At 52.7% G+C, this 12,748-nt stretch carries 17 protein-coding genes; 2 read left to right on the top strand and 15 right to left on the bottom strand.

The window, feature by feature from the left end; all coding sequences use genetic code 11:
• The first annotated feature begins 255 nt into the window (after nucleotides 1-255).
• A complete protein-coding gene (locus tag DVA43_RS20065; protein ID WP_114317176.1) occupies nucleotides 256-729 on the top strand; it encodes an A24 family peptidase in 474 nt (157 codons plus the stop codon).
• Here DVA43_RS20065 and bfr read toward each other — a convergent pair.
• The 11 genes from bfr to fkpA all read right to left on the bottom strand — a co-directional run bounded on the left by bfr (nucleotide 713) and on the right by fkpA (nucleotide 8,906).
• Nucleotides 713-1,189, bottom strand: a complete 477-nt coding sequence (gene bfr, locus DVA43_RS20060; RefSeq protein ID WP_114316546.1) for a bacterioferritin — start codon at nucleotides 1,187-1,189, stop codon at nucleotides 713-715. The genes DVA43_RS20065 and bfr overlap by 17 nt on opposite strands.
• 71 nt (nucleotides 1,190-1,260) lie before the next feature.
• Complete coding sequence (bfd, locus tag DVA43_RS20055) at nucleotides 1,261-1,455, bottom strand: bacterioferritin-associated ferredoxin (RefSeq protein WP_059180778.1); 195 nt, start codon at nucleotides 1,453-1,455, stop codon at nucleotides 1,261-1,263.
• Nucleotides 1,456-1,631: 176 nt separating this feature from the next.
• Nucleotides 1,632-2,816: an elongation factor Tu gene (gene tuf, locus DVA43_RS20050; RefSeq protein WP_114316183.1), complete on the bottom strand. Its 1,185-nt coding sequence runs from the start codon at nucleotides 2,814-2,816 to the stop codon at nucleotides 1,632-1,634.
• Nucleotides 2,817-2,883: 67 nt separating this feature from the next.
• On the bottom strand, nucleotides 2,884-4,998 hold the full coding sequence (fusA, locus tag DVA43_RS20045; protein WP_103824850.1) for an elongation factor G: 2,115 nt from the start codon (nucleotides 4,996-4,998) through the stop codon (nucleotides 2,884-2,886).
• A gap of 96 nt (nucleotides 4,999-5,094) precedes the next feature.
• Entirely contained in the window at nucleotides 5,095-5,565 is a 471-nt protein-coding gene (gene rpsG, locus DVA43_RS20040; RefSeq protein ID WP_004106370.1) for a 30S ribosomal protein S7, read from the bottom strand.
• Nucleotides 5,566-5,661: 96 nt separating this feature from the next.
• Complete coding sequence (gene rpsL, locus DVA43_RS20035; protein ID WP_003023654.1) at nucleotides 5,662-6,036, bottom strand: 30S ribosomal protein S12; 375 nt, start codon at nucleotides 6,034-6,036, stop codon at nucleotides 5,662-5,664.
• 124 nt (nucleotides 6,037-6,160) lie between these two features.
• The gene (tusB, locus tag DVA43_RS20030) at nucleotides 6,161-6,448 is read right to left on the bottom strand and encodes a sulfurtransferase complex subunit TusB (RefSeq protein WP_103177270.1); all 288 of its coding nucleotides are present in this window, start codon (nucleotides 6,446-6,448) and stop codon (nucleotides 6,161-6,163) included.
• Nucleotides 6,449-6,455: 7 nt separating this feature from the next.
• On the bottom strand, nucleotides 6,456-6,815 hold the full coding sequence (gene tusC, locus DVA43_RS20025; protein ID WP_103177271.1) for a sulfurtransferase complex subunit TusC: 360 nt from the start codon (nucleotides 6,813-6,815) through the stop codon (nucleotides 6,456-6,458).
• Nucleotides 6,815-7,201 carry a sulfurtransferase complex subunit TusD gene (gene tusD, locus DVA43_RS20020; RefSeq protein ID WP_103177272.1) on the bottom strand — a complete coding sequence of 129 codons (387 nt, stop codon included), beginning with the start codon at nucleotides 7,199-7,201 and terminating at the stop codon, nucleotides 6,815-6,817. Before tusD ends, tusC begins: the two co-directional genes overlap by 1 nt.
• A complete protein-coding gene (locus tag DVA43_RS20015; RefSeq protein ID WP_103824847.1) occupies nucleotides 7,201-7,923 on the bottom strand; it encodes a transcriptional regulator in 723 nt (240 codons plus the stop codon). Before DVA43_RS20015 ends, tusD begins: the two co-directional genes overlap by 1 nt.
• A gap of 164 nt (nucleotides 7,924-8,087) precedes the next feature.
• Nucleotides 8,088-8,906, bottom strand: coding sequence for an FKBP-type peptidyl-prolyl cis-trans isomerase (fkpA, locus tag DVA43_RS20010; protein ID WP_103824846.1), 819 nt, complete (start codon nucleotides 8,904-8,906; stop codon nucleotides 8,088-8,090).
• Between the two features lie 236 nt (nucleotides 8,907-9,142).
• Here fkpA and DVA43_RS20005 point away from each other — a divergent pair, with 236 nt between their 5' ends.
• Entirely contained in the window at nucleotides 9,143-9,361 is a 219-nt protein-coding gene (locus DVA43_RS20005) for a protein SlyX (protein WP_103177275.1), read from the top strand.
• A gap of 52 nt (nucleotides 9,362-9,413) precedes the next feature.
• On the opposite strand, the gene slyD is transcribed toward DVA43_RS20005, so the two are convergent.
• The 4 genes from slyD to kefG form a co-directional block, all read right to left on the bottom strand.
• Nucleotides 9,414-10,001, bottom strand: coding sequence for a peptidylprolyl isomerase (gene slyD / locus DVA43_RS20000; protein ID WP_103177276.1), 588 nt, complete (start codon nucleotides 9,999-10,001; stop codon nucleotides 9,414-9,416).
• Between the two features lie 94 nt (nucleotides 10,002-10,095).
• Nucleotides 10,096-10,296: a YheV family putative zinc ribbon protein gene (locus DVA43_RS19995; RefSeq protein ID WP_103177277.1), complete on the bottom strand. Its 201-nt coding sequence runs from the start codon at nucleotides 10,294-10,296 to the stop codon at nucleotides 10,096-10,098.
• Between the two features lie 11 nt (nucleotides 10,297-10,307).
• Nucleotides 10,308-12,113: a glutathione-regulated potassium-efflux system protein KefB gene (gene kefB / locus DVA43_RS19990; RefSeq protein WP_114316545.1), complete on the bottom strand. Its 1,806-nt coding sequence runs from the start codon at nucleotides 12,111-12,113 to the stop codon at nucleotides 10,308-10,310.
• Nucleotides 12,113-12,667 (bottom strand): glutathione-regulated potassium-efflux system ancillary protein KefG, encoded by a 555-nt coding sequence (gene kefG, locus DVA43_RS19985; protein WP_103824844.1) that lies wholly within the window; start codon nucleotides 12,665-12,667, stop codon nucleotides 12,113-12,115. The genes kefB and kefG overlap by 1 nt, the downstream gene beginning before the upstream one ends.
• Between the last annotated feature and the right edge of the window lie 81 nt (nucleotides 12,668-12,748).

Below are 12,748 nucleotides of genomic sequence, written 5' to 3'. Positions count from 1 at the left end.
GCCCGGGGTTCAGATTGAACCAGCTGTCAATTACGACAAGCCCGCGCATTATACGTAAATCTGGGCAGGACGCAAGCCCAGTTTAGAAAATAGACGGCAGAGCTCAATTTTGCGTGTCCCCTCGTAAATACGATGCAATCGTACATTCTCGTGATAACAGGCAGGAAGGCGTCTCGCAGCGTTTTAGTTTGCCGTTTGTTTCACCTTTGGGGGGCATGGAATATGGAGGCAAACATTCTATTGAGGTTTACGCCAATGCTTACTCTCCTCCCCTTCTTGCTTGCCTACCTGGGATTAACAGCACTGTTAGTTCGCGAGGATATCCGCTCACATCTGCTTCCGGACCGATATCTCTGCCCGCTACTATGGGTTGGTCTGCTTTATCACCTCTGTCTTCAACCCGAGCGGCTGCCTGCCGCCGTCGCAGGGGCGATAGCGGGGTACACAGGATTCGCGATTATTTATTGGGGTTACAGGCTGCTACGTAAGCGTGAAGGGCTGGGCTACGGTGACGTAAAGTATCTGGGTGCGCTGGGCGCATGGCATGGATGGTGCGTACTTCCTGTGCTGGCATTATCAGCAGCTTTGCTGGCTACGCTTTATCTTCTCATCCTGGCGATGTGTAAACCCGGGGAACAGATATTAAAAAACCCACTGCCATTTGGACCTTTCATGGCGGCAGCGGGTTTAATGATGAGTGGGCAAAGCCTGATCAGCTTTCCACTTTAATTTGCGACTGGAGGTAATTTTGCAGCCCAATTTTACTGATAAGATCCAGTTCTGTTTCCAGCCAGTCGATGTGCCCTTCTTCATCGGCCAGAATCTCAATCATCATATCGCGGCTGACGTAGTCATGAATGCTGTCTGCATAAGCGATAGCTTCACGTAGATCTTTCGCCCCTTCGAGCTCCAGCGTCAGATCCGAACGCAATATCTCTTCGACATCTTCGCCGATACCCAGCTTGCCGAGATCCTGCAGGTTGGGGATACCCTCGAGGAACAGAATACGCTCGATGTACTTATCAGCGTGCTTCATCTCATCGATGGACTCATGGTATTCAATATCGTTGAGGCGAGTCAGACCCCAGTTTTTGAACATTCTCGCATGGAGAAAGTATTGGTTGATTGCGACAAGCTCATTTCCCAATAATTTATTGAGATAACTTATGATTTTGATATCACCTTTCATTATAGTCCCTCCGCTTCCACTCATTGAAGCGTAGATGGGGCTACAGGGATGTCAAAAGAAAAGTATGAGCCTCAGGCAATCTCTTTGTATTCCGGGATCTGCATCAATTCGTCCTGCATAATCTCGCGGGCAGCGCGAACGCACTTACCGCATTGATTTCCAACCGGAACAAACTTACGCAGCTGCTGAAAAGATTGGGGATGAAACTGGCGAACGGCCTGACGAATTTTTTTATCACTCACACCGTTACATAAACAAACGTACATAACCACTCCCGTTCAAAATATGTGCAAAGTGTAAGTGAGAATAATTATGATTACAATAGCACAAGCATGAAGATGCGGGGCGGGAGCGAACAAAAAATACGAAAATTTGTGACAGCCATAAACGCTGAAAACAAAAAAGGACGCCGAAGCGTCCTTTTTAATTCAGGGATAATTAATTAGCCCAGAACTTTAGCAACAACACCCGCGCCAACGGTACGGCCGCCTTCGCGGATTGCGAAACGCAGACCATCGTCCATTGCGATTGGGTGGATCAGGGTAACAACCATTTTGATGTTGTCGCCTGGCATTACCATCTCAACGCCTTCTGGCAGTTCGATGGTACCGGTCACGTCAGTAGTACGGAAGTAGAACTGTGGACGGTAGCCTTTGAAGAACGGAGTATGACGGCCGCCTTCGTCTTTGGACAGGATGTACACTTCAGATTCGAACTTGGTGTGTGGCTTGATTGAGCCTGGCTTCGCCAGAACCTGACCACGTTCGATTTCTTCACGCTTGATACCACGCAGCAGAACACCAACGTTCTCACCAGCACGGCCTTCGTCCAGCAGTTTGCGGAACATTTCAACGCCAGTACAGGTAGACTTAGCAGTCTCTTTGATACCAACGATTTCAACTTCTTCACCAACTTTGATGATACCGCGCTCTACACGACCGGTAACAACGGTACCACGACCGGAGATGGAGAATACGTCTTCGATTGGCAGCAGGAACGGCTTGTCGATAGCACGCTCTGGTTCCGGGATGTAAGAATCCAGGTAGCCAGCCAGTTCGATGATTTTCTCTTCCCACTCAGCTTCGCCTTCCAGCGCTTTCAGAGCAGAACCACGAACGATTGGGGTATCGTCGCCTGGGAAGTCGTACTGGGACAGAAGTTCACGAACTTCCATTTCTACCAGTTCCAGCAGCTCTTCGTCATCAACCATGTCGCATTTGTTCAGGAACACGATGATGAAAGGAACGCCTACCTGACGACCCAGCAGGATGTGCTCACGGGTCTGAGGCATCGGGCCGTCAGTCGCAGCAACAACCAGGATCGCGCCGTCCATCTGCGCAGCACCGGTGATCATGTTTTTAACATAGTCGGCGTGGCCTGGGCAGTCTACGTGTGCGTAGTGGCGAGTCGGGGTGTCGTATTCAACGTGAGAAGTGTTGATGGTGATACCACGAGCTTTTTCTTCTGGTGCGTTATCGATCTGGTCGAATGCACGAGCAGAACCACCGTAGGTTTTAGCCAGAACGGTAGTGATTGCAGCGGTCAGGGTAGTTTTACCGTGGTCAACGTGGCCGATAGTACCAACGTTGACGTGCGGTTTTGTACGTTCAAATTTTTCTTTAGACACGGCTATATTCCTTACTATAGTGCCCCCTCACCGAGGGGGCACGGGACTTAGATTTTAACCCTACGGCTTATTTACCACGGGCTTCAATTACGGCCTGAGCAACGTTGTTCGGCGCATCATCATACTTCAGGAACTCCATGGAGTAAGAAGCACGACCTTTGGTCAGAGAACGCAGCTGAGTTGCATATCCGAACATTTCAGACAGCGGAACTTCAGCGTGGATCACAACGCCAGTAACGTTAGTTTCCTGACCACGCAGCATACCACGACGACGGCTCAAGTCACCGATGACGTCACCGGTGTTCTCTTCAGGCGTTTCTACTTCAACCTTCATGATTGGCTCAAGCAGAACTGGTTTCGCTTTCTTAAAGCCTTCTTTAAAGGCGATAGAAGCAGCCAGTTTAAACGCCAGTTCAGAGGAGTCAACGTCATGGTAAGAACCGAAGTGCAGACGAATACCCATGTCTACTACCGGGTAACCAGCCAGCGGACCAGACTTCAGCTGCTCCTGGATGCCTTTATCAACGGCAGGGATGTATTCGCCAGGAATTACACCACCTTTGATGTCGTTGATGAACTCGTAACCTTTCGGGTTAGAGCCCGGCTCCAGTGGGTACATGTCGATCACAACGTGACCGTACTGACCACGACCACCAGACTGCTTAGCGTGTTTACCTTCAACATCGGTAACTTTCTGGCGAATTGCTTCGCGGTAAGCAACCTGAGGTTTACCCACGTTAGCTTCAACGTTGAATTCACGCTTCATACGGTCAACGATGATGTCCAGGTGCAGTTCACCCATACCAGCGATGATGGTCTGGTTAGATTCTTCATCAGTCCATACGCGGAATGATGGGTCTTCTTTAGCCAGACGGCCCAGAGCCAGACCCATTTTTTCCTGGTCAGCTTTGGTTTTTGGTTCAACGGCGATAGAGATTACTGGCTCTGGGAACTCCATGCGCTCCAGAATGATTGGGTGATCTGGGTTACACAGGGTATCACCAGTAGTCACGTCTTTCAGACCGATAGCAGCAGCGATGTCACCCGCGCGAACTTCTTTGATCTCTTCACGTTTGTTCGCGTGCATCTGTACGATACGACCGAAACGCTCACGTGCAGCTTTCACGGAGTTCAGGATGGTGTCACCGGAGTTAACCACACCAGAGTACACGCGGAAGAACGTCAGGTTACCCACGAACGGGTCGGTAGCGATTTTGAACGCCAGAGCAGCAAACGGCTCGTCATCACTTGCGTGACGCTCAGCCGGCGTGTCTTTACCGTCGTCCAGGATACCGTTGATCGCAGGAACGTCTACCGGGGATGGCAGGTAGTCAACTACCGCATCCAGCATCGCCTGAACACCTTTGTTCTTGAACGCAGAACCACAGGTTACCAGGATGATTTCGTTGTTCAGAACACGCTGACGCAGAGCTTTTTTGATCTCTTCTTCAGACAGTTCTTCACCACCCAGGTATTTCTCCATCAGGTCTTCTGAAGCTTCTGCAGCGGACTCGATCAGGTTCTGGTGCCATTCGTCAGCCAGGTCCTGCATGTCAGCCGGAATATCTTCATAAGTGAAGGTTACGCCTGCGTCTTCTTCATTCCAGTTGATGGCTTTCATTTTCACCAGGTCAACAACACCGGTGAAACCTTCTTCAGCACCAATCGCCAGCTGCAGCGGAACAGGGTTCGCGCCCAGACGGGTTTTGATCTGACCAACAACTTTCAGGAAGTTCGCACCCATACGGTCCATTTTGTTAACGAACGCAATGCGTGGAACTTTATATTTGTTTGCCTGACGCCATACGGTTTCAGACTGTGGCTGAACACCACCAACTGCGCAGTAAACCATTACCGCACCATCAAGAACACGCATGGAACGTTCTACTTCGATGGTGAAGTCAACGTGGCCCGGGGTGTCGATGATGTTTACGCGGTGTGGTTCATACTGCTTAGCCATACCAGACCAGAATGCAGTAGTCGCTGCGGAGGTGATGGTAATACCACGCTCCTGCTCCTGCTCCATCCAGTCCATGGTTGCGGCGCCGTCATGAACTTCACCGATTTTATGGTTTACACCGGTGTAGAACAGAATACGTTCGGTGGTAGTGGTTTTACCGGCGTCGATGTGCGCACTGATACCGATGTTACGGTAGCGTGCGATGGGTGTTGTACGAGCCATTTGATTCCTCGTTTATCTTTTTAGGCGTTCAGTTAAGTAACCCAAAGCGGGCTGCTTCGCTGAAGCGCCCGCCTGGTGACTAATACTCCGAAGGGATTACCAACGGTAGTGTGCGAACGCCTTGTTGGCTTCTGCCATACGGTGAACGTCTTCACGTTTCTTAACTGCAGTACCTTTGTTGTCTGCAGCGTCAGAAAGTTCGTTCGCCAGACGCAGAGCCATGGATTTATCACCGCGTTTACGAGCAGCTTCAACGATCCAACGCATTGCCAGAGCATTACGACGGACCGGACGGACTTCAACTGGTACCTGATAAGTAGAACCACCAACGCGGCGAGACTTAACTTCTACAGTCGGGCGTACGTTGTCGAGAGCTACTTCGAAAGCTTCCAGTTCATTTTTACCAGAACGCTGAGCCAGGGTCTCCAGCGCGCTGTATACGATTGCTTCTGCAGTAGATTTTTTACCATCTACCATCAGGATATTTACAAATTTTGCCAGCAGTTCTGATCCGAATTTCGGATCTGGAAGAATTTTACGCTGACCAATGACGCGACGACGTGGCATGGGAATACTCCGTTGTTAATTCAGGATTGTCCAAAACTCTAAGAGTTTAGTGTGACATTAAGATAAATCAGTTTGGCCTTACTTAACGGAGAACCATTAAGCCTTAGGACGTTTCACGCCGTATTTGGAGCGAGATTGCTTACGGTCTTTAACGCCGGAGCAGTCAAGCGCACCACGAACGGTGTGGTAACGAACACCCGGAAGGTCTTTTACACGACCGCCACGGATCAGGATCACGGAGTGTTCCTGCAGGTTGTGACCTTCACCACCGATGTAGGAAGTCACTTCAAAACCGTTAGTCAAACGCACACGGCATACTTTACGCAGTGCGGAGTTTGGTTTTTTAGGAGTGGTAGTATATACACGAGTACATACGCCACGTTTCTGCGGGCAGGCTTCCAGCGCAGGCACGTTGCTTTTTGCAACTTTGCGTGCACGTGGTTTGCGTACCAGCTGGTTAACTGTTGCCATTAAATAGCTCCTGGTTTTAGCTTTTGCTTCGTAAACACGTAATAAAACGCCCTCATACAATATGAGGACGCGAAATTTTAGGGCTACGTCGAAAAGGTGTCAAGAATTATACAGCGATCTCAGATCACCAGTTCATTTGGCCGGTGTGCTGGATGGCCAGATTGACGAAATCAGTATAGCTAACCACGTCAATCTTGGTTGAAATTTGACCAATAAGGCCGCGAGCCTCGATATCATCTTTTAGCGCTGAGACAGAGATGGGGGCATTACAGAGAATATCAACAAAGCGGCTGCCTTCTACTGCCGCCAGAACGCCATCCTGGATCAGCAGCACAGTATCACCCTCACGCAGCATGCTTAACAGGCTTTCGATGTCGCAGTGCCAGGGGGAACGGCTCAGGGTATGGAGCATGCGCGCCTCAGAATGTCAGGATTGTGTCGTAGTGGGAAAGCTGTTCCCGCAGTAATGCCGGTGCAAGTACGGTCGCGTCCAGAATAAAGGGGGTATTCTCTTTCAGGCCGCGGGCCTGCAGTGAAGCTGCACAGACATAGAACGTCTCGATGTCATACAACGGCAGGACTTTAAAGGTCGAGATGTAATCCCGCGCCAGCACCGCCTGCGGCTGCTGACCGGCAAGCAGCTGGAATACGCCGTCTCCGATAAAGAATACCCCGATCTCTTCCGTCAGCGCAGAAGTGGCCAGTAACGCATCCAGCCCTTCCCTTCCGGCGGCGCTGCCATGTGGGGCAGAATGAAATACAAACGCAACGCGGTTCATCAGAATTGCACCATACGATCGCAGGTTAAGGCAGCCTGTGCCAGCGCCCCAAGACCGCTAAGGGAGAAGCCCTCGTTAAGATTCGCGGCAGGCAAGCCGAGACGTTGCGCTTCATTCGCATCGCTTACCCCCCGACGCAAAGCCGCCGCCACGCAGATATGCAAGGCAACGCCATGCTCTTGGTTCAGCGACTGCCAGGCCCGGACCAGATCGAACTCGTCTGATGCCGGAGAGGTCAGCTGGTTCGCGTTATACACCCCTTCCCGATAAAAAAAGACGCTGACCAGCTCATGGCCGGCCGCCAGCAGTGCACGGGCAAACTGCAACGCGCTGCTGGCCTGCTGTGTACCGTATGCCGGGCCTGTCACCATTAATGCAAAACGCATTACTTCTCTTGCCCCAGAAAATCGCCGCTTTTGAACTGACGGATGTAGAGATAGACCGTGTGCTTGGAGATATTAAGGCGATCGGCCACCTGGTTAATGGCGTCTTTAATATCAAAAATGCCTTTTTCGTAGAGGTTAAGCACGATCTGACGATTCTTGGCATTGTTGGAGACGTTGCGATCGGCATTAACTTCTTCAATGGTGAATTCCAGCGTCTGGGTCACGAGGTCTTCAACGGAAGAGGCAAAGTTTACGGAGGAGCCGACATCCGGTGTTTCTGGCGGAATGAAGGTGTTCATGATCTGGGAGAACGGCACATCAAGGTTCATGTTGATGCACAGCAAACCAATCACACGATGATCGCGGTTGCGGATCGCGATGGTGACGGACTTCATGAGAACACCGCTCTTCGCGCGGGTGAAATAACATTTGGAGACGCTGCTGTCCGCGCCGGTCATGTCGTGCAGCATACGCAGTGCAAGGTCAGTGATTGGCGAGCCGATTTTACGGCCAGTATGCTCACCATTGGCGATACGGATGGCAGAACATTTCAGATCTTGCAGGGAGTGCAAAACGATTTCGCAGTGGGACCCAATGAGCATCGCTAACCCGTCCACTACCGCTTCGTAGGATTTCAGAATATCGAAATCGGTCTGATCGAAAGGACGTTGATCCAGCAAATCAAGTTCGCTGGTTTCGTTGGTTAAAAGCGACCTGGTCATGAAAAAAACACTCCTTTTCAGGAGCCTGTCGGTAGGTTTTCAGGGCAGGCTCATTATTTACACGGGCAATTAAGTTAATACAGCGTAGGTAGCGCTTCCAGTGTTAATTATATCTACACCCCAATAAAAAAACCGCCGCTTCTGAGGCGGCGGTTTTAACCGGTTTACTTCTTGGTGGCTTCTGCCGGCGCTTCCGGCTTCGCGTCTGGCTTAGCATCCGCTTTCGGCGCTGGCTTGATGTCCAGCAGCTCTACGTCGAATACCAGCGTGGAGTTAGCCGGGATACCCGGGACGCCCGTTTTGCCATAAGCCAGCTCCGGTGGGATGACCAGCTTGATTTTACCGCCTTTCTTGATGTTCTTCAGGCCTTCAGTCCAGCCAGGGATAACACCATCCAGACGGAAGGAGAGTGGCTCACCGCGGGTGTAAGAGTTATCGAACTCTTTACCGTCGGTCAGCGTACCTTTGTAGTTCACAACGACGGTATCGCTGTCTTTCGGTGCCTCGCCAGTCCCTTCTTTCTCTACTTTGTAGACCAGGCCAGTAGGAGAGGTTTTTGCGCCTTTCTCTTTAGCGAAAGCCTCACGGTAGGTTTTGCCTTTCGTTTCGTTCTCAGCCGCGTCTTTCTCCATCTTCTCCTGCGCTGCGCCTTTCACGCGCGCTTCGAAAGCCTGCAGAGTTTGCTCGATTTCCTGGTCAGACAGTTTGCTCTTGTCTGCAAACGCATCCTGAACGCCTGCGATCAGCTGAGCCTGGTCCAGTTTGATGCCCAGTTTTTCTTGCTCTTTCAGAGAGTTTTCCATGTAACGGCCCAGAGATGCGCCCAGCGCGTAGGCTGATTTCTGGTCGTCATTTTTGAACGCTGCATTGCTGTCAGCAGTCGCAGCAGGTTTCGCAGCGGTATCAGCAGCGAAAGTCAGCGGCGCATGCAAAGCGACAGCCATTGTGGTCGCCAGCAGCGTTACTTTAAACAGTGATTTCATCCATTTCTCCAGGGCCGGGGACTCTCACCCCGTATTAAGCGTAAATGAGTAGCGTACTATAAAACGTTGAGGAACAAATCTACAGGTAGACACCCCTGATTAGCACCACATTTCAGACTATTTTTGTTTAAATTAGTTTCGCAGCAAGGGGATGTTTACTGCGCGCAAGGATAATCTCAGGTAAAATTCGCCGCCGCCAGCCCCGGACGGGTTTAACGAAACAAACGAGGTGAATCATGCAGAATAGAGAGATGGAAGCACGTCTGGCTGAGCTTGAAAGCCGCCTGGCTTTTCAGGAGATCACCATCGATGAGCTGAATCAGACCGTCACCGCCCACGAACTGGAGATGGCAAAGCTGCGGGATCTGATGCGTCTGTTAACTGAAAAAGTAAAAGCCTCCCAGGCATCGCACATCGCGTCGCAGTCGGAAGAGACGCCGCCGCCCCATTATTAAGACGTAAAAAAAGCGGGAATATCCCGCTTTTTTGTGCCTTAAGGCGTAACGCTTAGTGGCAACCGCAGCCGCCGTTACCGCCGCAACCGCCTTTACCGTGCTCGTGACCATGGTCGTGATCGTGGCCGTGACCACCGCAGCAGCCATCGTGACCGTGATCGTGGTCATGACCGTGCGCACCATGAACGTGGCCGTGAGCCAGCTCTTCTTCAGTGGCTTCGCGGATCGCAACCACTTCAACGTTGAACTTCAGGTTCTGGCCAGCCAGCATGTGGTTGCCGTCAACCACAACGTGGTCGTCTTCAACTTCCGTAATTTCTACTGGAACCGGACCCTGGTCAGTTTCAGCCAGGAAACGCATGCCAACCTGCAGCTCATCAACGCCCATGAAGACGTCTTTAGGAACACGCTGAACCAGGTTTTCATCGTACTGACCGTAAGCGTCGTTTGCGCCTACAGCAACGTCAAATTTGTCACCAACTTCATGACCGTCCAGCGCGTTTTCCAGGCCGGAGATCAGGGAACCGTGACCGTGCAGGTAGTCCAGCGGCGCACTCACCGGAGACTCATCAACCAACACACCGTCTTCTGTACGTACCTGATAGGCCAGGCTGACCACCAGGTCTTTTGCTACTTTCATGATATCTCCTGAGCGTGGGAAAATTGCTGGCGCAGATTGTAGCCGAATTCTGCACCCGTGTACCCTTTAGCTTAAAAAAACTCGGGACATATCGCTAGTCCGGATGAAAAATGCCGATCACTTGTTCTTCTTTGCGAACGTGATCGCGCACTTCTTTATCGGCTTCCCGCATCTGGTGACCGCACTTAACACACTCAACAATATCAATATTGTTCTCACGCCACATGGCCAGTGAATCCTGAGCCTGGCAGGCCGGGCATTTCGCGCCGGCGATAAAACGTTTACGTACCGCCATTCTTTACCTCGTTATTCATATTCATCCCAGCCGTCCGGCTGCCGACGCTCCTGCTGCATCTCACGCTGGAAGATCTCTTCCAGCTCGCGACGCGCCTCCCGTACGCGGGAAATCTGCACCGTATCGGTGTGAACCGGCATCAACTCGCGCAGCATGCGCATATCAAGACGACGGAAATGTAACTGTGCGCGCTGGGCCTGATGAGGATGCATACCCAGCGTCACTAATGCTTTACGCCCCAGCTCCAGCGCACTGGAGAAGGTCTCGCGGGTAAAATACTTTACCCCTGCCTGAAGCAGCTCATGTGCCTCAACACGCCCTCGCGCCCGGGCCAGGATGTGCAGATGGGGAAAATGCTGCTGGCAGATCTCCACCAGCTTCAGGGTGTCTTCCGGATCATTACAGGTGATAACAATCGACTCCGCCGCCTCTGCGCCTGCGGAGCGCAGTAGTTCGACCTGTGTGGCATCGCCGTAATAGACCTTATAACCGTACTTGCGCATCAGGTTTACCGCGCTGATGTCGCGCTCAAGCACCGTCACGCGCATTTTATTTGCCATCAGCAGACGCCCGATCACCTGCCCAAACCGCCCGAAGCCCACCACTATCACCTGCGGTTTATCGTCCTCCACAAAGGGCGCTTCATGCTCATCTTCCAGGGCATTCATCCGGCGAGACAGCTGCTTATCGATAAGTTTCATGAGCAGCGGCGTGGTCATCATCGACAGCGTCACGGTCACTAACAGCAGCGCCATCTGGTCATCCTGAAACAATCTCTGGGACGATGCTGTGGAGAAGAGCACAAAAGCGAATTCGCCCCCCTGGCTCAGCACCCCGGCAAGCTGCGCCTTTTCCGCCTGACGCAGGCCGTAAACCCGCGCCAGCCCATACAGCACCGCCATTTTAACCGTGACCAGCACGGCAACGCTCATCACCACCCACAGGATATGGGTGTAGAGCACGCCGAGATTGAGCGCCATGCCGACAGAGATAAAGAACAGCCCTAACAGCAGCCCCTTAAAGGGATCGATGGCAATTTCCAGTTCATGCCGGTACTCACTCTCCGCCAGCAGCACACCCGCGATAAACGTACCGAGCGCCATCGACAGACCCAGCGCATCCATAAACAGGGCCGATCCCAGCACCAGCAGCAGCGTCGCGGCGGTAAACACCTCGCGTACGCCGGAGGCGGCAATAAACCGGAACACCGGGCGGAGCAGATAGCGCCCTCCCACCAGCATGCCGGCAAAGGCCAGCACCTTCATGCCGATCTTCATCCAGTCGAAATGTTCCTCGCCCGATCCTGCCAGCAGTGGAACCAGGGCCAGCGCGGGGATCACCGCCAGATCCTGAAACAAAAGGATCGAGAAGCCCAGCTGTCCCGCTTCGTTGCGGTTCATGCCCTTATCGCGCATCAGCTGTAACGCCATTGCCGTAGAGGACATCGCCAGACCAATCCCGCCAACCACCGCAGCCTGCCATGAGAAGTGGGTGAGCATCAGGAGTCCGCCGAGGATCACCGCGCTGCACAACACCTGCGCGGCACCTACGCCAAAGATCGAGCGCCGTAGTTGCCAGAGCTTCGTCGGGTTGAGCTCAAGGCCGATAATAAACATCAGAAAGACGACGCCCAGCTCCGAGAAGTGCAGGATTTCGTCCACATCGCTGATGAATCCCAGCCCCCACGGGCCGATGGCGATGCCCGCCAGCAGATAGCCGAGCACCGCGCCAATCCCCAGACGCGAAGCCAACGGCACCGCCACCACGGCGGCGAACAGGAACAACACGCCTGCGAGTAAAAGATCTGAGCCTTCCATCAGTGACCTCCTGTCAGATTTGGCGCCGCCAGCCACTCACCGTACGCGCGGGCATGGCTGGTCAGCTCATCCTGATGCTGCCGACGAGCCCAGTAGATAATGATCGGACTCAGCCAGTGCATGCGGCACATGGCCGCCGTCAGCTCGAACGGGCGTAAGATCTCGTTCATCGAGTAGCGGTTAAGCCCATCGTGGCGATACGCGCTCTCCGGCTCGCCGGTGGTAATGACGCTCCGCCAGGACTTTCCCGCCAGCTGGTTTCCTCCCACGCCACTGGCAAATCCACGGCTCAGCACGCGGTCCAGCCACTCTTTCAGCAGTGCCGGGCAGCTGTAGGTGTAAAGCGGATGCTGGAACACGATGACGTCGTGCTGGCGCAGCAGCTCCTGCTCATAGGGAATATCGATAAAAAAATCGGGGTAGTGCGCGTAAAGATCGTGCACTGTCACATTACTTAGCTGTAATGCCGGTTGTAGCAAAACCCGGTTAGCGACCGAGTCCTGAGACTCCGGATGGGCATACAGCAGCAGCACTTTGGCTGTCTGGGACATCATTCCTCTCCCGGGTCGTCATCACTGTTGTTTTGGGCTACCATGGCACACCCACGCGGCGCGTGGCGGCACATTTAACCTGAT

This window comes from Leclercia sp. W6 (genome assembly GCF_003336345.1).
Lineage (GTDB): Bacteria > Pseudomonadota > Gammaproteobacteria > Enterobacterales > Enterobacteriaceae > Enterobacter.
This window is presented reverse-complemented; position numbering and strand designations above follow the sequence as displayed.

Coding starts and splice junctions, on each gene's coding strand:
- DVA43_RS20065 (WP_114317176.1), top strand. CDS start 256: ATGCTTACTCTCCTCCCCTTCTTGCTTGCCTACCTGGGATTAACAGCA.
- bfr (WP_114316546.1), bottom strand. CDS start 1,189: ATGAAAGGTGATATCAAAATCATAAGTTATCTCAATAAATTATTGGGA.
- bfd (WP_059180778.1), bottom strand. CDS start 1,455: ATGTACGTTTGTTTATGTAACGGTGTGAGTGATAAAAAAATTCGTCAG.
- fusA (WP_103824850.1), bottom strand. CDS start 4,998: ATGGCTCGTACAACACCCATCGCACGCTACCGTAACATCGGTATCAGT.
- rpsG (WP_004106370.1), bottom strand. CDS start 5,565: ATGCCACGTCGTCGCGTCATTGGTCAGCGTAAAATTCTTCCAGATCCG.
- rpsL (WP_003023654.1), bottom strand. CDS start 6,036: ATGGCAACAGTTAACCAGCTGGTACGCAAACCACGTGCACGCAAAGTT.
- tusB (WP_103177270.1), bottom strand. CDS start 6,448: ATGCTCCATACCCTGAGCCGTTCCCCCTGGCACTGCGACATCGAAAGC.
- tusC (WP_103177271.1), bottom strand. CDS start 6,815: ATGAACCGCGTTGCGTTTGTATTTCATTCTGCCCCACATGGCAGCGCC.
- tusD (WP_103177272.1), bottom strand. CDS start 7,201: ATGCGTTTTGCATTAATGGTGACAGGCCCGGCATACGGTACACAGCAG.
- DVA43_RS20015 (WP_103824847.1), bottom strand. CDS start 7,923: ATGACCAGGTCGCTTTTAACCAACGAAACCAGCGAACTTGATTTGCTG.
- fkpA (WP_103824846.1), bottom strand. CDS start 8,906: ATGAAATCACTGTTTAAAGTAACGCTGCTGGCGACCACAATGGCTGTC.
- DVA43_RS20005 (WP_103177275.1), top strand. CDS start 9,143: ATGCAGAATAGAGAGATGGAAGCACGTCTGGCTGAGCTTGAAAGCCGC.
- slyD (WP_103177276.1), bottom strand. CDS start 10,001: ATGAAAGTAGCAAAAGACCTGGTGGTCAGCCTGGCCTATCAGGTACGT.
- DVA43_RS19995 (WP_103177277.1), bottom strand. CDS start 10,296: ATGGCGGTACGTAAACGTTTTATCGCCGGCGCGAAATGCCCGGCCTGC.
- kefB (WP_114316545.1), bottom strand. CDS start 12,113: ATGGAAGGCTCAGATCTTTTACTCGCAGGCGTGTTGTTCCTGTTCGCC.
- kefG (WP_103824844.1), bottom strand. CDS start 12,667: ATGATGTCCCAGACAGCCAAAGTGCTGCTGCTGTATGCCCATCCGGAG.